Origin of the sequence: Paenibacillus sp. FSL W8-0919, from assembly GCF_038003785.1 — a bacterium.
GTDB classification, from domain to species: domain Bacteria; phylum Bacillota; class Bacilli; order Paenibacillales; family Paenibacillaceae; genus Paenibacillus_AQ; species Paenibacillus_AQ lactis.
Map to the genome: position 1 here is coordinate 4,310,383 of NZ_JBBOPV010000001.1, position 22,210 is coordinate 4,332,592.

A 22,210-nucleotide genomic window follows, 5' to 3' on the forward strand; every position below is an offset into this window, starting at 1 on the left:
TCGTTAATGACAAAGTACCTGATCCTCATTATGACCGCTATGCTGCTTTGGCCGGTCATTCCCGCGATGTTTTATTTTCCGGGCTATCTCCTTAGCAATCATCCGATTTACCGTCCGGAAGAAATCACCCGTATATGGCAGCAAGAGGCCATGAAGCTGAACGGGACGGATCGGGATACGATCCTTAACCGCTTGGCCGAGTTGAATGAGGAGTTTCCGGATGCCGAAATATTCTGGGTTGATCCGTCGGGCAAAACGCAGGCGGTCCAAGACCTTTCGGATGATACACCAGCGCAGTGGGATTATGAGGATGTGCTCTCACTTCAGATGCAAGGACATAAACCAGGATCGTTTACCTTAGCCTCGCTGATCGGTGGCGATCCCAAGCAAGGGTTTATGGTCATGCGGCTCCCTGAATCCCATATCCTATCAGCAGAGATGTCGCTCGCGGGAAATTTGCCGCTGATCCTTTTGTTTTTCATAATTTGTCTCTGCTTCGTGGGGCTGTCTTGGCTATTCTTCGTTAAGCTTCGCAAAAGACTGATCAAGCTGCAGTCAGCGATGAGCGTTAGCGGGAAGAATGAAATTCCGAATGAGGTCACGATTAGCAAAAAAGACGAAATCGGAGAGCTCGAAGGAGCCTTTAACCGCATGGTGCGGGAACTCAGGGAAAGTCAACAGCGGGAGCGGGAAGAGGAAGATTTGCGCAAGCAATTCATTTCAAACGTGTCCCATGATCTTCGCACCCCATTGACCGTCATCCGCCAGCATATCCATACGGTTCGCAATAACCCGGAATCCTCCCATGGGCAAACGTCGCTTTCCATCATTGAAAGGAAGCTGAATGAAGTCGATAAGCTGATGGATAATCTCCTGTCCTATTCGCTGCTGTCGGCAGGGAAGTATCCCATAAGCATGCAGCCCGTCGATATAACGGAGGAGGTCCGGAATCGAGTGGCCGAATGGTATCCTGTATTTGAAGCAAAGGATTTCGAGGTTCAGGTCGAGCTCCCTGACGAGCCGGTGATCTGGGCTGCGGATCCCATGTGGCTGCATCGGATTCTCGACAATGTGTTTCAAAACGTGGTGCGTCACGCCGGAGCGGGCCGGTACATCGCGGTTCATATGACGGATGGTCAGAAAAGTCAGAAGCAGACTCTCATTATTAGAGACAGAGGTCCCGGTATAAGCAATAAGACTCTTGAGAAAGGCGCCGGTATTGGTTTATCCATCGTTTCGCTGATGACCAAGGAGATGGGAATGCAGTGGGAAATGGAATCCAGCTCCACGGGGTGTACGTTTTCCATTTGGAAAGAAACGAAATAGCTAACAGATTGGGTACGGAAGACAAGGCCTGCTTAAGAGAGCCTTAAGAATGCCGACTTTTTTGACATTGAAGCTGCTTACAAGTCGTTTGAGATGACTTACAAGCAGCTTTTTTTATGCATCTCGATGATGCGAGAGCGCTGTGAACCATATGATGCAATTATTAACCTAATCTTAACCTTGTGGTCGCTTTACTTTTCGATTCGGGAGATAGAATGGGATACACAATTAGCGTGTGTAAGGAGGTAAGTGATCCAGCATGAGGTATGATCGCACAACAGCTTTGGAAGAGAGGCAGGCTTCACGATGGTCAACCATGCGGCGCAGATATGGCTATGGAGCTGCCATATCGGTGATGCCGTATTTTCTGATTAAAATCGCTTGGACGCTAGGGCTATTCATTCCGACTGAACAAATGGGCGACACCAGTTGGCGAGCAATCAACGCAGCTACCGCCATAATAGCAGCGATCGGAATCCTGCTTGCATTAGCATTCAGCATGCCCTGGGGGGCGCGTCTGCCTGCATGGCTGGTTGCCATCCCTGTATGGATAGGTACCGGTCTGCTCGTTCCTATGCTGCTCTTGGCTCCGGTACTGGGCCCGGCTGCCATGCTTCGGGATCAGGAGGCCGGTGCCGCCGGCGTATGGGCCTTGGAACAATTATTCGTTATGCTATCGCTGGTTGGCGTCAGCATTTGCCTTCCGCTCGCCATGGCAGGATACGCAAGGACACGCTGGCCGGAGGCTTTCGGCAATTCGATGGATTATAGCCAATTGCCCGGGAATACCTTGAGGCTGCAGCAAATCATGGGGAGACTTGTTGGCATAGGATGTATCCTGCTTGGCATGATCAAGGTATTCTGGGCGGCGGGAGGGACGATCGGCATTGATCCGGCCAGATTGGAAGAGCGCGACATGTGGTGGCATCTGCTGACGTTAAGCACGGGCGCATGGTCCTTCGCCGGAGCATGGGGATTAATTGTCCTTACTTCCCGCAGCAGATCACGGCGGTTTGTCCCCCGGATGGCAGCCGTATGGGTATCTTCAGGCATGTTATTTTCGTATAATCTCTTCTCTGCGATTCGCACGGATTCCCAGCTCTCACCTGAGCACCCGGTGCTTCGGATGCTGACCACGCAGGCCGGGATCATCTTCGGCATCGTGATGGGAATGATGCTTGTATTGGTGCTGCATGATCGGCGGCAAGCCATGAGTGAACAGCATCAGGGTCTATCGAGTGAAAATGAAGCGATCTAACACTTTCGTGCGCTAGAGAAGCTGGTGGCCTCGTCAAGGTTACCAGCTTTTTTATGTTCGGACGTCTTTTGACTCTTTTGCACACTTTGCACTTTCTTTAAGAATGCCGATCGCCACGGCTCTTTCAGCCTTCAAAAATGTCTCATTGCCGGAAAAGAAAGCGCTGCTGCATAATAAGGCCACACCGCTCGCGAGGCGATGAACGACATATGGAGGTGGATGATGATGAAGCAAGCTACGGCTCAAAGGGACTTCCCGCAAACGTCCAAGCAGGCGGATTACCGCACGAGCTTCGCGGCAAGGCTGCGCAGGGACAAATGGCTCTACCTGTTGCTGCTCCCAGGCTTGCTTTATTTTTTGGTATTTAAATATGTGCCGATGTGGGGGGTATTGCTGGCATTTCAAAACTATCAGCCGTTTACCGGCTTTTTGAAGAGCGAATGGGTGGGCTTCGAGCATTTCCGCCTGTTTTTTAATAACCCCGAGTTTTTTATGCTGCTGCGCAATACGCTGCTGTTATCGTTTTATAATCTCATTTTCTTTTTTCCCGCTCCGATTATATTGGCGCTCTTGTTAAATGAGGTAAGGCTTTCGTTCTTTAAGCGCACGATTCAAACGATGATTTACGTTCCGCATTTTATATCGATGGTAATCGTAGCGAGTTTGACGTACGTGTTCCTGACCACGGAGGGCGGCACGGTCAACGAGCTGCTATACCAATATACGGGGGAGAAAATCCAGTTTCTGTCCGATCCGTCATGGTTCCGTCCCGTCATCATTTTGCAGACGATCTGGAAGGAATGCGGCTGGGGAACGATCATTTTCCTGGCGGCGCTGTCGGCCGTCGACGTGGAGCAATACGAGGCCGCGACGATCGACGGGGCGAATCGCTGGAGGCAGCTCTGGCATATCACACTGCCAGCCATTCGCAGCACCATCGTAATTCTTCTGATTCTGCGTATGGGCAGCGTGCTGGACAACGGCTTCGAACAAATTTATTTGATGTTAAATCCGCTCAATCGCTCGGTAGGCGAGGTGTTCGACACATACGTTTACGCGATGGGAATCACGCAAGGCGCCTTCAGCTACAGCACGGCCGTCGGGCTGTTTAAATCGGTCGTTGGCGTAACGCTTGTGCTTGGCACGAACTGGCTGGCGAAAAAATTCGGCGAATCCGGGCTTTATTAAGAAGAAAGGGGAAATGATCCATGGCCAAGCAATACAGAACAGCGGCAGGCGTCACGTTCGACACCGTCAATTATATCGTGCTCACAATGTTCGGGCTGGCTGCCGTGCTCCCTTTCGTTTACGTGATCGCGGGCTCCTTCGCCTCGGATGCGGAGCTGACGTCCAGGGCGGTATTTTTCATACCCAAAACATTTACGTTAAATGCCTACGAGTTTATTTTTTCCACAGGCACGATTGTGAAAAGCATTGGCGTTTCCGTGTACGTGACCGTGATCGGCACGCTCGTCAATTTGTTTTTTACGGTAACGATGGCCTATTCCTTGGCAAAGAGAGGATTGTACGGCCGCAATCTGGTGCTGAATCTCGTCATCTTCTCCATGCTGTTCGGCGGGGGCATGATCCCGACTTACCTCGTCGTCAAGGAGCTGCAGCTGCTGGATTCACTCTGGGCACTCATGCTGCCGGGGGCGATCAGCGCGTTTAACCTGATCATCGTCAAAAACTTTTTTCAGGAAATTCCGAAGGAGATCGAGGAGGCCGGCCGCATCGACGGCTGCTCCGAGCTTGGCCTCTTGTGGCGGATCGTGCTGCCGCTGTCGATGCCTGTTCTCGCCACATTTACGTTGTTTTATGCCGTCGGACATTGGAACGATTTCTTCTCGGCACTGCTGTATATCAACGATCCGGACAAATGGCCGCTGCAGGTCATGCTGCGCCAGATCGTTCTGCTATCGCAAGCGGCTGCAGGGGATCTGAACTCGATGGACCCTAACTTTGTGAAGCCGCCGGATCAATCGATCAAGATGGCTGTGATCGTTGTCGGCACGATCCCGATCCTGTGCGTGTACCCATTCCTGCAAAAGCATTTCGCCAAAGGCGTCCTGCTTGGCTCCGTGAAAGGGTAGAGCTTTATTTTCCAAATGTGTGAATCCGCGTGGCTCTGTTAGTTATACCAGCAAGATGGGGTTGCTTGGAGCTCGCGCGGTTTGCAATAGGATTCTAACGATAAAGGGAGGCTATTTAATGAAGAAAAAGACAATGAAAGCGAAGCGTGCTTCCACATTTCTTATTCTAGGCACGATGTGCATCGTATTGCTGGCCAGCTGCTCGTCCACCAAAAGCAGCGGGGGCACGGACTCAACCAACAGCTCGACTGCAGCTCCGCCTGCAAGCGCTTCATCAGGTTCGCAAGAAGCGTATAATCTGAACATTATGCTCCCGATTTTTAAAACGAACTATCCAAAGGATGATAGTCCCGTAGCGGCCGAGCTCGAGAAGCTGACGGGCACGGACATTCATTTCGAATGGGTGCCTAACGCTTCGTATGCTGATAAATTCAACATTACCCTCGCGTCGGGCAATTTGCCGAAAATTATTTACGTGCCGGACTCGAAGGGGCCAAGCTTCGTTAGCGCGGTGAAATCGGGGGCGTTCTGGGACTTGACCGACAAGCTCAAAAATTATCCGAACCTTAGCCAGGCCAGCGAAATCATTCTGAACAACTCTTCGATCAACGGCAGAACGTACGGCGTATATCGCGGGCGCGAGCTTGGCCGTAACGGCGTTTATTACCGTAAGGATTGGCTGGAGAACGTCGGCCTGGAGGAGCCGAAAACGATCGATGAATTTTACGATATGCTGAAAGCGTTCAAAGAGAAGGATCCGGATGGAAACGGCAAGGACGACACGTATGGTCTGGTCATGGTCAAATGGACGGCCGGTTGGGGTGCGGGCTTCGACCAGATCAAGCTGTGGTTCGGTGCGCCTAACGTTTGGGGGGAAAAGGACGGCCAGCTCGTGCCGGAGTTCGAATACGACGAATACTTCGAAGCGCTGAAGTTCATGAAAAAGCTGTATGACGAAAAGCTCGTCAACCAAGATTTTGCCGTCATGGACTCCGCGAAATGGACCGATCCGCTCGTTAACGGTCAGGCCGGCGTCATTATCGACGTCGTGGACGGCGCGGCTCGAGTCGACGACAAAATCAAAGCAGCGAATGCAGCTGCGGGCAAAGACTCAAGAGAGCATTACATGGACGTGTTCGGAGCGGTAGCCGGTCCGGATGGACAAATTCGTACCCTGCCTACCTCCGGATTCGCCGGTCTTTTGGCTATTCCGAAGTCGAGCGTGAAGACTGAAGAGGAGGTCGACCGCATATTGAAATTCCTTGACCAGCTGAACGAGCCTGAATTACAGACGCTGACCAGCTTCGGGCTTGAAGGCGTGCATTATACTAAGATCGATGATCAGACGCTGGAAAGAAGCACGGACGCTGTGCTGCTCGAATCGGAAGTCGAAGGGCTTAACCAGATGGTGCCTTACATTCCGGAAGGCAAGGGGCTGCAAGTGGCCCAGACCCCGCTTCGCTTGAAGCAAACGGAGGTTCAGCTGAAAAACCGGGAAACGATCGTCGCCAATCCGGCGGAACCGTTCATTTCTGAAGTATACTCGCAAAAAGGGCAGCAGCTCGGAAATATTATTAACGACGCCCGCATTAAATTCATCGTCGGCCAAATTGACGAGCAGGGCTGGCGCGACGCAATCGAACTGTGGAAAAAATCCGGCGGCGACGATTACGTTAAGGAAATCAACGAGCTGTATGCGGCATCCAAATCCTAAGCAGTCCATAGTCGTGTCGCTCCAGCGAAAAAGAGGCCTCGTGGCCTCTTTTTCGCAATAGAATGTAACCGTTCAACTTACCCGAAACTTGAGAGTAACCGCTTTGCATCCAGAACTCCACGATGTGGAGTTATTTGAGATTCCTCGGTTTTTTGAACAAATTACCCTGAAAACATGCAGGCTTTATGGGGAGGTCCGCGTTATGCTAATGAAAGGAAACGGTTTTATTTCGCGGTTATTGAATACGCTTACATATCTGAAAGATCAAAGGTCCGCCTGACGTGGGAAGGCAAAACTAATTTTAGATATGGTTGGTGAGCTGACGATGAATGGATGGAAGACGTTATTGGCCCGCTTATCCGGCAGATCCGGCAGCTTCTACAGGAAAACCTTGATCATGTTCCTGTTCGTTGCCGGCATTCCCGGCATCATAACAGGGGTTCTCGTGTACTCCATGGCGGGGGGAAAGCTGGAAAAGGAGCTGTTGAACCTCCATAATAACCAGATTGAGCAGCGGTCGCAGAATCTCAATAAACAGCTGTCCAATCTCGAAATGATGCTGGCGCATTGGGCGTTCGATACGAGCTTCGATTATTCGCTCAGCGATCGCGACTTCGTGCGCGATTTCGAGAAGACCCGCGATATTACGAATACGCTGCTGGTGATGCAGGGCTCCAATACGATGATTCGCAACGTCAGCCTCTATTTGCGCGGAAGTCAGCCGGTATTGTTTTATCCGGAATACTCTGCTTTGCATGACGGAAGTGTCATATCGCTTTACGATCGTCTCCTTGACGCGGGAAAAACGACGTATTGGACACAGCTGGCGCTTGACCCTGATCAGCCGGGAAAACGGGAACTGACGTTTGTGCATCTCGTTCCCGGGGGCAGCCCCAAACCGATCGGTGCCCTGATCGTCCGCTTGGACAACGATCAGGTCGCGGAGGCGCTGCGGACCATTACGCCTTATACCGACGGCGAGAACTTTCTGATGGAGCCGGCCGGGCAGCTCTACGTATCCGCCAACGGGAGTACGATCGACTCGACGTTTGTTATGGCAGTCAGGAGCGAGATCGAATTGAACGGGAGCACGGAAGGCTCGTTCCTGTACGAATGGAACGATAAAACCTACGCGGTTACATACGGTTATTTCGCACGAATCATGGACAGCTGGCTGTACGTGTCAGCCTCGCCGATCACCAATATCACGGCGCCGGTTGTCTTTATATCCAAAGTCATTTTGACGGTCAGCCTGAGCGCTCTCTTCCTGGCGGTGCTCCTTGCTTGGCTTGCATCGAACCGTATGTATTCGCCCGTCAAACGGCTGATGATGGATTTGCTGCCTAGTGCCTCCTTGATAGGCGGAAGCCGGGAGGACGAGTTCACGCTGATCGAGCGGCAATGGCAGCATTTAAACCGGGAAAGCCGGGAGCTGAACGCCAAGCTGGTCGAGCAGCTGCCGCACGTGAAGGAGAGTTTTCTCCATCAGCTGCTTCAGGGCTATTTGTACGCATATACCGAGGAGGACCTTCGGTCACGGATGGAGCGGTATAAATGGCAGGTGCGGGGCAAGCAGTTTGTCGTGCTGTACGTACAGCTTACCGGAATCGCCAGCATGGAAGGAAAATTCAAGTTTGGGGACGAGGGACTGGTCACCTTTGCGTCCGTCAACATGATCGAAGAGCTGGCGGATTCCTATTTCGAGCAAAGCAGCACGATCAATTTCCACGATCTCGGATCGGGCGTGCTGCTGATCTTGCCGGAAGGAGAGCCCTGTGCGGAAACGATCAAAGCATTCAGCGAAGAGCTTGCGCGGACGATTAACCGGCTGCTCAACATGGTGGTGACCGTAGCGATCAGCCGGGCTGTCACCCGGGCTAGCGACATACCGCTCGCATTCGAGGGCGTGAAGCACGCGGCCAGCTTCCGCAAATTCGATAACGACAACCAAATCATCGAGATGGAGCAGCTGGACTTTGAGGATTCGTCCGAACCGCAGTACCCGTTCACGCTGGAACGGGAGTTTCTTCAGGCGCTACGGACCGGGCAGGAAGCGGACGCCAACGCCTTGCTCGTCGAGTTCCAGAAAGCGTTGTCCGTGAAAGAGGCCAAAGCGATCGACGTCCAGCAGGGGATGCTTCATTTGCTGGGTTCCGTCCAGCATGCAATTCTTGTATCCGGCATTCAGCCAAATCGTCTGTTTAAGGGCGCCAACCTGTATGAGCAGCTATCTCAGATCAAAGAGCCTGCAGGCGCCCGCGAATGGTTCCAGATGAAGGTGATCGCACCTTTCATGAAGGAGCTAACAAGCAGGACGGATGGCCAGGTCAAACGGCTGATCGAGCAAGCCATGATCTATATGCAGCAAAACTATATGCGCGACATTTCGCTCGACAATTGCGCCGATCACATCGGCACGAACCCGTTTTTCCTGAGCAAATCCTTCAAGCAGGTGACCGGCAAGAACTTTATCGATTATTTGACCGAGCTGCGCATGGAAAAAGCGAAGGAGCTTCTTCGGGATTCGGAGATGAAAATCAACACGGTCGCTGAACAGGTCGGATATCGGCACAGCTATTTTAACCGGATCTTTAAAAAGCTTGAGGGCATGACCCCCACCCGTTACCGCGAGCTAAGCCGGGCGGAGTAGGAAGCAAGCTGCGTAAAAGACACATCGGGGAAGAAGCCGGCAGTGGTTCATCATGCGAACGCTGCCGGCTTTGTTGCGAAGCGAAGGGCCTGTGAGAAGCTCGTTTAGCCTTCGCGTGCAATAAAGTGCAATCTTTTAGAAATCGTGCAATTTCGGCCGGAAGAGGTCATCAAGAAAGTGTCATTGCCGGGAAAACCTCAGCTCACTACAATAAGGGCGTTGAAGAAGTCGGAAGTGAGCAAAAACGTTAGGAGATGATTCCATGAACGACACGCGGGTACAACTGCGTTGGTTAAAGGCAGCCACGCCTATTCCGGCAGGGTTGACGTGGGGGATGCCGTGGAAGGAAGGGGAGCTTTCGCGGGACGAGCGGCTGTCGCTGCATATGGAAGGCGGCACCGCACCTGCGCTGCAGAGCTGGCCGACTGCATATTGGCCGGACGGCAGCGTGAAATGGACGGCGCATGCGGCCGCTTTTCCGGCTGGCGCTCCTGATGGGTGCGCGGTAGTGAAGGCAGAACCCGGGCTATTGCCAACATCAGCTTCGCTGTCGGTGCATGAGACGGAGAACGACTTTACGATCGACACAGGCGTCATTTCCTTTCGGGTACCGAAAACAGGCAGCCGTATGATCGCCGATGTTCAACACAACGGTATCAGCATAAGCTCCTATGGCGAGTTAATTGCCATCAAGGAGAGCGTAAGCGAGCTGACCGGCAGCCGAACGATCCGGCAAGAGCGATATCAATCCCGGATTTACGAGGCGAAGGTGGAGCAAGTAGGCCCGGTCCGAGCGGTCATTAAGCTGACGGGGCGTCACCGTGCCGTCAATGGAACCGGAGAATGGCTGCCATTTTCGCTTCGCCTGTACGCCTACGCGGGACTGGAGTCGCTTCGGGTCGTGCATACGTTTTTTTATGACGGCAATCCGAATCAGGATTTCGTGAAGGGACTCGGCATCCGTTTCGGGCTGCCAATGCGCGGGCCGCTCTATAACCGCCACGTCCGGTTCGCGGGCGACAGCGGTTTTGTAAGCGAATCGCCGAAGACGCTCCATACGCGGCGTACACATGGCAAATATTTGGAGCTGTTCAAGCGTCAGCTCAATGGGGAATTGCTGCCCGATGAAGACATGGCCGATGAATACTTCATGAATCTGCTGGACGATTCCGCGTGCTGGGACGGCTATAAAATGGCGCAGCTCTCAGCTGACCATTACCTGATGGCCAAGCGGACCAAGGCAGGGTGCAGCTGGCTCAAATCCGCCGAAGGCCGGAGAGGGCGCGGGGTCGCGTATGTCGGCGGGCCAGGCGGCGGCCTGGCTCTTGCGATGCGCAATTTCTGGCAGAAGCATCCTTCCGGCATGGAGGCACACGGTCTCACGGCGGACGAGGCCCAGCTGACCGCCTGGTTCTGGTCGCCGGAAGCTCCCGCCATGGACATGCGCCATTACGATACGAGCACGCATGTTGAGTCTTCCTACGAAGGCGCGGAAGAGCTGCGCGCAACGTCTTACGGCGTCGGCAATACGAGCGAGCTGACGATCTGGTGCCGGGGGGCGACGCCGTCGCCGATTGAGCTGGAAGCCTACGCGAGCTATAACGATTCGCCGCCGCTGCTTGTATGCGAGCCGGCTTATTTGCGGAGCCGGGGCGCTTTTGGCATCTGGAGCTTGCCGGACCGGGGAACGCCCATTAAGGCCCGTCTCGAAGAGAAGCTGGACGGGATCATCGCCTTTTACCAAAGGGAGGTAGAGCAGAGGCGCTGGTACGGCTTCTGGGATTACGGCGATTTCATGCACAGCTATGACCCTGCCCGCCATGTCTGGAATTATGATCTCGGCGGCTGTGCGTGGCAAAATACCGAACTGGTCCCGAACATGTGGCTGTGGCTGATGTTTTTGCGTTCGGGACGCGAAGATATATTCCGGATGGCGGAGGCGATGACGCGCCATACAAGCGAGGTTGACGTCTACCACTTCGGTGAATACGCAGGCCTCGGCTCCCGGCATAACGTCGTCCATTGGGGCTGCGGCTGCAAGGAAGCCCGGATCAGCATGGCCGGCTTGCATCGCTATTATTATTATTTGACGGGGGACGAACGAATCGGGGATATGATGGATGTGGCCAAGGACGCCGATTATACAACCGTTCATATCGACCCGATGCGCGCCTATTTTCCGAAGGACGAGCATAAGACGCATATCCGGGTCGGTCCCGATTGGGCGGCCTTCAGCTCCAACTGGATGACCCGCTGGGAGCGTAAAGAGGATCCATTTTACCGTGACAAACTGCTGACCGGCATTCAATGTATCAAACAGGCGAATTTCGGTCTGATCTCCGGTCCGACTTACGGTTACGACCCGATAACCGGCGTGCTTACGTCGATGGGCGACGACAACTGGGGACGGCATCTGGCGTTATGCATGGGCGCACCGCAAGTGTGGTTCGAGCTGTCCGGCATGCTGAAGGATAAGCAGTGGGATGAGATGATGGCTGATTTTGGTGTGTTCTATAATCTCACGCAAGAAGAAAAGGATCAAATTACCGGCGGTGCAATCAGCACGAAGCGGTTTGAGCACCCTGTCCTGACACTGGCCCTCGTCGCTTACGGCGCTTGGTACCGAAAGGACAGACGTACAGCCGATTTTGCCTGGTCGACGCTGCTGTCACATCCTTTTGCTACAACAGATCTGGAGAAAGACTCGGCTGACGTTACTTACGCCGGCGAGCTGAAGGAGATTGACTGGATGAACACGAACGAGGCGTCGCAGTGGTCTTTGAACACGATCATCAGCCTGGAACTGATCCCGGACGCACTCCCGGGCCATACGGTATCGGAACGGCAACAAGCCAAGATATAAAGAAGCCTGGTAATCGGCACGTCCGCCCTGCAAAATAGTTGGCAATCCGCCCGTGGCTGGAAGAAAGGAGCATTACTTAAGATGAAACCTCATCAATCAACCGAATCAGGAGTTCCGGCACCGGCCGATAGCTCGCTTATTCCTGAAGGCTGGAGGGAGATATACGTGAACCCGCTAGCCGATCCCGAGCATGTCGCCGATTTTCGATTGGAAGGGAATGCCTCTGTCACGTTTCCTATGGGGCGAATGCGACTCGAGAGCATCTTGGATGAGAAGGAGGGACAGCGCGCCAATTTCGTGCTGTGGTGTCTTGAGGATTTTCCGGCAGACGCCGCAATTTCTTGGGATTTTTGGCCGGTGCGCGAGCCGGGCTTGGCCATGATGTTTTTTTGCGCAACCGGAACGGAGGGGCGTGATTTATTCGATCCTTCGATCAAGCCCCGGACGGGGGAATACGACCAGTACCATCACGGCGAAATGAATGCCTTCCATATCTCTTACTTTCGGAGGAAGTGGACGGAAGAACGGATGTTTCACACATGCAATTTGCGAAAAAGCTACGGCTTCCATCTGGTCGCTCAAGGGGCGGATCCCATCCCTGGCGTCATGGACGCGGTTGGCCCTTACCGGATGCTCATCGTCAAGGATAAGAACCGCATTACGTTTGCCGTTAACGACCTGCCGGTGTTCTCATGGGAGGACGACGGTCAGACGTACGGACCGCAACTCGCCGGCGGCAAGGTTGGTTTCCGCCAGATGGCCCCGTTGATTGGTGAATATGCAAATCTAACCGTGTATGCCGCAGGCAAATCATCAATTGAGAGGGGGCCTAATTATGAAAACCGACCATGATCAGTACAAAAATGAAACAAGGAATCAGTCCGAGGTTCAGCTGGAATACCTGGGTCGCGGGCTGGTTGCAGCTGTCACATCCGAAGGAGTATTTCTCAGCTGGCGATTGCTCGGGAATGAAGTGAGCGGCTTTAGCAGTAACGGACTGACCGGAACTGATTTTAACCTGTATCGAGATGGCAGCTTGATCGCAGTTGTCTGCGACAGCACCAATTATTTGGATCCCGGCGGGACGCCAGACTCGGTTTACTATGTTTGTGCCGTTGTCGACGGTCAAGAGGTCGACCGAAGTGCCGATGTCAATCCGTGGGAAGGTCCGTACTACGAAATACCCTTGCAAAAACCGGCTGACGGCATAACGCCGACCGGTCAAACCTTTACATACTCGGCGAATGACATGAGCGTAGGGGATGTAGATGGCGACGGCGAGTATGAGTTTTTTGTCAAATGGGACCCTTCAAACGCGAAAGATGTATCGCACTCCGGCTACACCGGACAGGTGTATATCGACTGTTATAAGCTGGACGGAACGCTGCTATACCGGATTGACCTAGGCGTGAACATTCGGGCAGGTGCCCACTATACGCAGTTTCTGGTCTACGATTTTGACGGAGACGGGAGAGCCGAGCTCATGTTTAAGACCGCACCCGGCACGAAGGTCATCCGGTACAATCAGGCAGGTCAGAGCACCACCGAAACTTATGTAACGATGCCGCCTGAGGATATCGCTGCCGGATACAGCCATTCGGACGACTATCGAATGAGCAGCGAGGATTACTATAAGCATATCGTCTCAGTGTTCATGCGCTGGCACTCCCATGAGGAGGTGGTGGCCGGACGATGGCCCTCCACGCTGGAAGAATGCTTTGGGATCGAGCAACGTTACGATTACCCTTTGTCCAGGGGGGATGCGGAACGGCTCGCCGATTACTTCCTCGATGTGTATGCTCCCAGTCGGAGTGGCCGCAACAATTTGCGGTCATTCGAGGGATTCGTTCTTGATGGGCCTGAATATTTAACCGTATTTTATGGGCATACGGGCGAGGAATTGGAGACGATCCCCTATAAGCCGGGGCGGCATGATGACGGTCTGATGTGGGGGGATTATGCTTGGAACCGCATCGAGCCCGGTAATCGCGTGGACCGATTTCTGGCAGGCGTAGCCTATTTGGACGGCAAACAACCGTTTGCGATCTTTGCCCGCGGCTACTATACCAGGGCCGCCGTCGCAGCCTATTCCTGGGATGGAAAGCGCCTTAAGGAGAAGTGGTTCGTCGACAGCGGCTGGGTTTCGATGAATAACCCTTTTCATGATACGCTTGGTCTAGAGGACGGCCGCAGTGAGAAGTTCGGCAGCCTCGCTAAACAAGGCGCGCATTCATTAAGCGTTGCAGATGTGGACGGAGATGGCTGCCACGAAATTATATACGGGGCGGCAACCATCGACCATGACGGAACGATTTTATACAGCTCTCGGGCTGAAATGCCCCCGGAAAGCAAGGAGCCTGGCGCAATCTCCAAGCTGGGTCACGGCGATGCACTTCATGTAGCGAATATAGATCCGGATCGGCAAGGGTTGGAGATATTTATGGTCCATGAAAGCGGCGCATCGGGACCCTACGGATATACGCTGCGTGATGCGGCAACCGGCGAGGTGTTATACGGCGGCTTCGCAATCGATGACGTTGGGCGCGGAATGATCGGGCAGGTTGAACCGAATCATCGCGGCCTTCAAACATGGTGCAGCGAAGGTTATGAAAGCGATGAAGCGTTCGGCTTGATGACATGTACGGGAGAACGGATTGCGGCACAGGTACCGGGCACGAACATGAGCATCAAATGGTCGGCTGATATGACCACACAGATCATCAACGGCAGATTCGACGAGCCGGTTACGATCGACGACTGGAAACGAGGCAGGCTGCTTACCGCAGAAGGCGCGGTTTCCAACAACGGTACGAAGGGAAATCCATGCCTTGTTGCGGACGTGTTCGGAGATTGGAGAGAGGAGCTGTTGGTTCGAACAAAGGATAGCTCGGCGATCCGTATCTACTTGAGCACCGAAGTAACGGACCGAAAATTGTATACGTTGATGCATGATACGCAATATCGGACAGGAATTGCATGGCAGAATGTCGTATATAACCAGCCAAGTTATACAAGCTTTTATTTTGCATCCGATATCGATTGGGGAATGGTGCCTGTTCCGCAATTGTATCTTCCCCGCGCAAGGCGAAGGTAATCGGCCCCCGTTACGAGGGGGATATTTCGTTCACGAGGAGTATATCTCGTAATGGAAGCATAATCCTTCACGAGGAGCATATCCGATGAGGAGGAAACAGGATGACCAAAATTATGATGTGCTTTCCTGGAGGGAGGCACAAAGCCCTGACATTGAGTTATGACGACGGACGATTTGCCGATCGGCGGCTGGTGGACATCTTGAACCGGCATGGGCTCAAAGGAACTTTTCATATCAATTCCGGGCTGCTCGGAACGCCGGACAGGGTGGGGGCAGAAGAGGTCAGAACGCTTTATGAAGGTCACGAGGTATCGGCGCATACGTTGACCCATCCGACGATCGCTCGCTGTCCGAATGAGCAAATCGTGCATGAAGTCATGGAAGACCGGCGCATTTTGGAGGGTATCGTAGGGTATACGGTTCGAGGGATGTCGTATCCGAACGGCTCTTACAGCCGCAGAATTAAAGAGATGCTGCCGGGCCTCGGGATAGAATATGCGAGAGTCGTTGCGAGTTCAGGGCATTTCGGAATGCCGGACGATTTCCTGGAATGGCAGCCGACCTGTCATCATAATCGTGATTTGATGAAGCACGCCGAGACCTTCATGAGCCTGCATAAAAAGCAGTACTTGTATCTGATGAACGTATGGGGGCATAGCTACGAATTCGATCACGATCAAAATTGGGAACTTATGGAACAGTTCTGCGCTTATGTAGGAGGTAAACCGGAAATCTGGTATTGCACGAACATCGAGTTAGTCGATTATACGAAAGCATTCGAAGGACTGAAGTTTGCAGCCGCGTTGGATTTCGTCTATAACCCGTCAGCATTAAGCGTTTGGTTGGACGTGGATGGACAGATTGTCGAAGTGAAAGGCGGAGAGCAGATCAAGCTTTAGCGGGAGTGCCGAAATGGCAGTTGGAGGGAGCTTTTGAGGATTTTTCATGATCATTCATCAAAAGGAGGGATATCGGATGAACCAAGGGAAGGCAATTGATCCTTTGCTCATCGGGAGGCTGGATATTCGGGCAGCAGGTCCGCGGTGTAAAATGCTGCTTGGCGACTTAAACGGAGACGGCCGGATGGAGATGCTGCTCGTTCAACCCGACAACCGCCAGGACGTGCGTTACATTCCCCATCAGGTGCAGTGCCTCACTGCGTACGATTTGGAGGGGAATCTGCTGTGGCAAACAGGCAAACCGGATCCTGGCGCCGGCAGTCAAGGCTCGGATTATCCCGCTCAAATTGTCGATATCGACGGAGACGGTCATTTAGAGGTGTTATGCGTTATGGAGAACCGTCTCTTGGTCATTAACGGGTACGACGGAAGCGTCAGATCATCGCATGAGCTGCCGGATCCGGAGGCGCATGACTGCATTATCGTTGCGAATTTGACGGGAAGCCCGCATACGCGGGATATCATCCTAAAGGATCGTTATCGCCGCATGTGGGCAATGGACCATCATTTCAACATCCTATGGACGCATGAGGGCAATCCGGGCCACTTCCCTTGGGTCTACGATTTGGACGGGGACGGGTATGATGAAGTGATGGCCGGTTATACCTTGTTGGACCATGACGGCACGCCGTTATGGAGCTGCCGCGATTTGGATGACCATGCCGATTGCATTTGGATCGGCGACGTGAACGGCGACGGAGACCCGGAGATCGTGATCGGAGGCAGCGTCACGGTCATGTATGACCGAAACGGGAGGGAGCTATGGCGATACGAAGGCTCCATCGAGTCGCAGCACATCGCGCTCGGTCGCTTCCGAAGCGACCTGCCTGGATTGCAAATTGCGGGGCTGGACCGGCTTGTGAGAGAGGACGACGGGAAGGGTTTGGTCGGCAAGGACGCCTTATTCCTGCTCGACGGCAGCGGCCGGGAGGTTTGGAAAGAAGACCGCAAAACACCAGGCTGGCTAACGATTATCGAGCCTTTGCGCGGATGGGCGGAAGGAGCCCTGGACTATATATTGGCTTATCGGCGCGGTGGAGGGGTCCTTCCCACCTTGTATGACGGTCACATGAATGCAATCGCGGAGTTTCCTGACGAGGGATATGCCGTCCATGCCGACTTATGGGGAAGCGGTATGGAGCAAGTCATTATTTACAGCGATGAAACAGCGTCTATCTATTCGAGCAAAAGTGCAGATTTAAGCGAGCCTGCTTCGGGTATTCCTTTGCCGCAGACGAAACGGCTGTCCAGCTCGACCTTGTATCCGGGCGGGGAAGTTCCGCTGTTCTCTAGTTGATGTGGCGAATCCCCGGTCCAATTTCGAGATCTTGCGGTCTTATTCCAAAACCCTATCTTCCATAAATGGTCTCGTGATACATTACTTAAAAATCATAGTGGAGAGAGGGTGTCTGTCATGCATAAAGTAATCCAGCCCAAAATCCTATACTTCGGCACTTCGGTCGTATTGATCAGCACGGTCAACGAAGACGGCACGCCCAACCTGGCTCCAATGTCTTCCGCCTGGTGGCTCAATCAATCATGCATGCTTGGGATGAGCAGCAAATCCCAGACCGTTCAAAATCTGATCCGTGAGCGCGAGTGCGTGCTGAATCTTCCGTCGGTTGACTTGATTCCCGCAATCGATCAATTGACGCTATTGACCGGTCGCAATCCTGTGCCGGAATCTAAAGCCGAGAGGGGATATCAGCATGAGGCGGATAAGTTTGGGATCGCCGGGCTAACTCCACTTCCGTCCGAACTCGTTCACGCACCGCGCGTCAAGGAATGTCCCATCCACCTGGAAGCCAGGCTTGTGAAGGTCCACCCTTTTGAAGAACCAAGTTCGCTTGTTGCCATGGAAGTTTACATTGAAAAAGTGCATATCGAAGAAGGGCTTCTTATGGATGGAGAGTCCAACTATATCGATCCTTCGAAATGGAATCCGATGATCATGAATTTTTGCGAATATTTCGGGCTAAGCGAGCAGCTTTCTGCATCGAAGTTAGCGCCGGTATTCGGACCTCGGTCCGTATAAATGAAAGATCACGATCATCGAAGAATCAAGGAACCCGTACAAAAAGAGTTGAGCAAAAAGGGAAGCTCCAAGGATTGCGTTACACATCGTGGCACCCTCACTTCCCGGGTTCGCCTGTTCCGCTTATCCAGAGCCGGCAGATGAGGCTCCGTGGAGCAGCAAACGCGTCGCCCGCGTCTGGACCGAGATAATGCGCAGGCTGGGTTACCTTATTGAGAGGTTTACAGAATATGACGGATGGCCGAAGAATACGGATGAAAATCCCCGAGATCGGAGCAGTGAGAGTCATATGATTGCCATGTCAAATCCAGACACACTCATCGATGATCTACGGCTACTTATTAGCAAGCTTCTCTGACACAGCATAGTGAGAAAAAGCACATTTGGTCTCGCCAAATCGCTTGGAAAGGGAACAGAGATCATTTCTCGAACCTTACTCAAGCAATCATAGAACAGACCGTGCAGCAGCTGCTGCACGGTCTTTCTTATTGTTCACACGCAAGTTCGTCATATCTTTATTCCTCGGCGGTGGTTCGGGTGATGGATACGCTAGACTCCCGCACGATCAGTCGGGGTTCGAACTGAACGCGTTCGTAGCCGCCGCTTTTCCGTTCCCGCAAACGCTTCAAGAGCAGCTCCGTGGCAAGCCGCGCCACCTCGTCACCCATAATGGAAACAGAGCTGATCTGCGGCGTAGTAACCGTGGTCCACGCGTTGTTGTCGATGCCCACGACAGCGACGTCTTCCGGAACCTTGATCTTCAATTCTTTAAATCGGTTAACAATGCCGATGGCGACCATGTCGTTGACGGCATAGATCGCGTCCGGCATATGTTTAAGCCCGTAGAAGTAATCCGCCGCGCGGACGCCTGTCTCGAAAGAGAAATCTTCTCCGAAATAAACGAGGGAGGGGTCGACCTTATTCAACGACTGCTCATATGCCCAGTAACGTTCTTCGATTTTATCCTTTGGCGCGCCGGCATAAGCGATCCGCGTTCTCCCGATCTTGATGAGATGCTCCATGACAAGTCTGCCTTCCTGCCTTGCGAGGCCGACGATATCGGCCTTGTACTCATCGCCGAGCTGCTTGCCATAATTGATGATGGATACCGGAAGGCTGGATTTGCTAATCAGATCTCCGAGCGTTTTAGGGTAAGCGAGCGGCATGATGATCAGCCCGTCCACGTGCAGCTTCTTGATATCCCGCACGATTTCGAGCTCGTTCCGGGCGTTGCCGGCCGTATTAATCTGAACAACCCGATACCCGTGCTGTTTGGCAGTCTGTTCGACCGACCAGGCGATTTCCGGGATGATGGCGTTCCGGATGTCCGGGACGGCCAAGGCGATTTGATACGTCTGACGGACCTTTAAGCTTTGAGCTGACGTATCCGGACTGAAGCCGATTTCTTCGATTACCTGCATGATCATGGCCTTTGTTTTCGGACTGATTCCTTTGCTGTTGTTGATGGCTCTGGAGACGGTGGCAATACCGACGCCTGCTTTTTTGGCAACATCCTCAATGGTTACTTTTTTTGAATTCGTCATAATCCTTTAACCCTTTCTCTATCGGAAACGTTTCCTGTATGAGTACGAAAATATTGGATGATTGAGGCAATCACCTCTATTATAGCATGCATGCTTCCTTATTTCCTAAAGACGGGGGAGGATGGGGAGTTGGGGGATAAGAAGGTGTTTTGAAGATGACAATATAACTTCACGGCGATTGTCGGCGGTAATTGAGATCCATTGGAATACCGGGAAACTGCGATTTATGGCATGCTACAGACAAAGAGCCTTGACATGCTATATCACCTTTCACAATTCAAGGAAGAAGATTTGACAGAATAGCGAAACTATGACATATTTGATTTCGGAAACGTTTCCTATTTCATTCTTTTATTTTCGAACTCATAAGGAGATGAAGACGATGCAAGCACTGCGCTGGCATGGTGTGAAGGATCTGCGGCTCGAGAACATTGAGGAGCCTCAAGCAACGAAAGGTAAAGTGAAAATCAAGGTGGAATGGTGCGGTATTTGCGGAAGCGACCTCCACGAATACGTAGCCGGACCGATTTTTATACCTGAATCAACCCCGCATGCGCTTACCGGAGAACAGGCACCGGTCGTTATGGGCCATGAATTTTCGGGCCAAGTGGTTGAAGTCGGGGAGGGAGTAACTCGCTTTAAAGCCGGCGACCGCGTCGTCGTAGAACCTGTTTTTTCCTGCGGGACTTGCGAGGCATGCCGTCAAGGTAAATACAATTTGTGCGAAAAAATGGGCTTCCTGGGCCTGGCCGGCGGCGGAGGCGGATTCTCCGAGTTCGTCGCAGCGGATGAGCATATGGTGCACAAAATTCCCGACAGTGTTTCGTATGAGCAGGGGGCATTGGTTGAGCCGTCGGCCGTTGCCTTGTACGCAGTACGCCAGAGCCAGCTGAAAGCCGGCGATCGCGCCGTCGTGTTTGGTGCCGGGCCGATCGGACTGCTTGTCATCGAGGCGCTGAAGGCTGCAGGCGCTTCGGATATCTACGCCGTAGAGCTGTCCGAGGAACGGAAACAGAAGGCGACGGAGTTAGGGGCGATCGTGATTGATCCGAAAGCCTGCGATGTCGTCGAGGAGCTGAAGCAGCGCACCGGCGGGGGTGTCGAGGTCGCTTTCGAAGTGACCGGCGTTCCTCCCGTTCTCACTCAGGCAATCCATTCCACGAAGATCGGCGGGCAGATTATGATCGTCAGCATTTTCGAAACCTCTGCGCCGATCATTCCGAACGATATTGTTATGAAAGAACGGAGCATCACCGGCATTATCGGCTATCGTGACGTGTTCCCGGCCGTGATCAGCCTGATGGAGAAAGGCTTCTTCCCGGCAGAGAAGCTCGTTACGCAGAAGATTAAGCTAAATGAAGTGGTGGAGCATGGATTTGAGGCGCTGCTCAAGGAAAAGAACCAGGTAAAGATTCTCGTCAATGCCCATTAATTCAAGGCTCGCGAGGTAATACGATAACAGAAAGACCGCTTAACAACGCGGTCTTTTTTTCATTTCTCCCAATCTTTTAAATGATTAGATCTTGACGATCCAGGGAATCGAACCTAGAATGTGTTATAACAACTATGAAATTACATAACAACATATCATAACAAATACAGGAAGGGGATGATGAATTGCTGAATTCAGGAGATGAACATCTGTGTTTCTTACGCTGACAAAAATCTCCGCCGCGTTTACCTTTTTCAAGAAGGAGGTCATGGCCACAAATGGACGCTCGCCTATCCTCGGCATCCGCACAGCCCGTACAGAGGCCGAGCAAATGGAAGCATGTCAAAAAGCAGCTGAAGCGAAATGTCGGACTGTATCTCATTATTTCTCCGGCGGTACTTTACTTCTTGATCTGGCACTACTGGCCGATGTACGGCGTTCAAATCGCGTTTAAGGATTTTATGCCCGGACTAGGCATTTGGAACAGCCCATGGGTCGGCTTGGAGCACTTCGAGCGGCTGTTTGATGCGTATTACTTTTGGACAATTCTGAAAAATACGATCGGCATCAGCCTGTATGGACTGCTCGTCGGCATCCCGGCACCTGTTCTCTTGGCGCTGCTCTTCAATGAACTGCGGAGCCGCAAATTCCGCTCATTCGCCCAGACCATCTCCTACGCTCCTCACTTCATCTCCGTCGTGGTCGCAGTCGGTATCCTGTTCTTTTTCATCTCGCCGACGAACGGCGTTTTCAATTCCATTCTGGTTTCTCTCGGGAAAGAACCCGTCGATTTTTTAGCCGAACCATCTAACTTTTGGCATTTGTATGTTTGGTCCGGCGTGTGGCAGGGAATCGGCTGGTCGTCACTCATCTACAGCGCTGCGATATCCGGCATATCCCCGGATTTATACGAGGCGGCTTACATGGACGGTGCCAGCAAGTTCCGCCGCATCTGGCATATTACGATTCCCGGAATCCTGCCGACCATTGTCATCTTATCGATTTTGAGCGCCGGAAGCATTATGAGCGTCGGCTTCGAGAAAGTCCTGCTGATGCAAAACCCGATGAACCTGGAAACCTCTGAGGTTATTTCGACTTATATGTACAAAAGCGGGCTGATTAACACCCAGTACAGCTTCTCCGCGGCAGTCGGCCTGTTCAACAACGTCATAAACTTCATGATCCTGATTATCGTCAATGCGGCAGCCCGCAAGGCCGGGGAAACCAGCTTATGGTAGGGAA

At 52.8% G+C, this 22,210-nt stretch carries 15 protein-coding genes; 14 read left to right on the plus strand and 1 reads right to left on the minus strand.

Annotation, left to right across the window (positions count from 1 at the left end):
* Positions 1–6: 6 nt before the first annotated feature.
* The 12 genes from NST44_RS19575 to NST44_RS19630 all read left to right on the plus strand — a co-directional run bounded on the left by NST44_RS19575 (position 7) and on the right by NST44_RS19630 (position 17,992).
* Positions 7–1,326 carry a HAMP domain-containing sensor histidine kinase gene (locus NST44_RS19575; protein WP_007128254.1) on the plus strand — a complete coding sequence of 440 codons (1,320 nt, stop codon included), beginning with the start codon at positions 7–9 and terminating at the stop codon, positions 1,324–1,326.
* A gap of 259 nt (positions 1,327–1,585) precedes the next feature.
* Positions 1,586–2,584: a hypothetical protein gene (locus NST44_RS19580; protein WP_340900452.1), complete on the plus strand. Its 999-nt coding sequence runs from the start codon at positions 1,586–1,588 to the stop codon at positions 2,582–2,584.
* Positions 2,585–2,809: 225 nt separating this feature from the next.
* On the plus strand, positions 2,810–3,772 hold the full coding sequence (locus NST44_RS19585; protein ID WP_028405132.1) for an ABC transporter permease: 963 nt from the start codon (positions 2,810–2,812) through the stop codon (positions 3,770–3,772).
* 20 nt (positions 3,773–3,792) lie between these two features.
* Positions 3,793–4,677, plus strand: a complete 885-nt coding sequence (locus NST44_RS19590; RefSeq protein WP_007128251.1) for a carbohydrate ABC transporter permease — start codon at positions 3,793–3,795, stop codon at positions 4,675–4,677.
* A gap of 118 nt (positions 4,678–4,795) precedes the next feature.
* Complete coding sequence (locus NST44_RS19595) at positions 4,796–6,391, plus strand: extracellular solute-binding protein (protein ID WP_007128250.1); 1,596 nt, start codon at positions 4,796–4,798, stop codon at positions 6,389–6,391.
* Between the two features lie 325 nt (positions 6,392–6,716).
* Positions 6,717–9,041: a helix-turn-helix domain-containing protein gene (locus NST44_RS19600; protein WP_007128249.1), complete on the plus strand. Its 2,325-nt coding sequence runs from the start codon at positions 6,717–6,719 to the stop codon at positions 9,039–9,041.
* A 262-nt stretch (positions 9,042–9,303) separates the two neighbouring features.
* A complete protein-coding gene (locus NST44_RS19605) occupies positions 9,304–11,904 on the plus strand; it encodes an exo-rhamnogalacturonan lyase family protein (RefSeq protein WP_007128248.1) in 2,601 nt (866 codons plus the stop codon).
* Positions 11,905–11,985: 81 nt separating this feature from the next.
* Positions 11,986–12,756, plus strand: a complete 771-nt coding sequence (locus NST44_RS19610; RefSeq protein ID WP_007128247.1) for a DUF1961 family protein — start codon at positions 11,986–11,988, stop codon at positions 12,754–12,756.
* Positions 12,740–14,998 (plus strand): rhamnogalacturonan lyase, encoded by a 2,259-nt coding sequence (locus NST44_RS19615; protein WP_007128246.1) that lies wholly within the window; start codon positions 12,740–12,742, stop codon positions 14,996–14,998. The genes NST44_RS19610 and NST44_RS19615 overlap by 17 nt, the downstream gene beginning before the upstream one ends.
* Positions 14,999–15,099: 101 nt before the next feature.
* Positions 15,100–15,897 (plus strand): polysaccharide deacetylase family protein, encoded by a 798-nt coding sequence (locus NST44_RS19620; RefSeq protein ID WP_007128245.1) that lies wholly within the window; start codon positions 15,100–15,102, stop codon positions 15,895–15,897.
* Positions 15,898–15,973: 76 nt separating this feature from the next.
* Entirely contained in the window at positions 15,974–17,254 is a 1,281-nt protein-coding gene (locus NST44_RS19625) for an FG-GAP-like repeat-containing protein (protein ID WP_007128244.1), read from the plus strand.
* 117 nt (positions 17,255–17,371) lie between these two features.
* Entirely contained in the window at positions 17,372–17,992 is a 621-nt protein-coding gene (locus tag NST44_RS19630) for a flavin reductase family protein (RefSeq protein WP_007128243.1), read from the plus strand.
* A 515-nt stretch (positions 17,993–18,507) separates the two neighbouring features.
* On the opposite strand, the gene NST44_RS19635 is transcribed toward NST44_RS19630, so the two are convergent.
* Positions 18,508–19,536, minus strand: a complete 1,029-nt coding sequence (locus NST44_RS19635; RefSeq protein ID WP_007128242.1) for a LacI family DNA-binding transcriptional regulator — start codon at positions 19,534–19,536, stop codon at positions 18,508–18,510.
* Positions 19,537–19,918: 382 nt separating this feature from the next.
* Here NST44_RS19635 and NST44_RS19640 point away from each other — a divergent pair, with 382 nt between their 5' ends.
* On the plus strand, positions 19,919–20,968 hold the full coding sequence (locus NST44_RS19640; RefSeq protein ID WP_007128241.1) for a 2,3-butanediol dehydrogenase: 1,050 nt from the start codon (positions 19,919–19,921) through the stop codon (positions 20,966–20,968).
* Between the two features lie 278 nt (positions 20,969–21,246).
* Complete coding sequence (locus NST44_RS19645; protein WP_007128240.1) at positions 21,247–22,206, plus strand: ABC transporter permease; 960 nt, start codon at positions 21,247–21,249, stop codon at positions 22,204–22,206.
* The last annotated feature ends 4 nt before the right edge of the window (positions 22,207–22,210 follow it).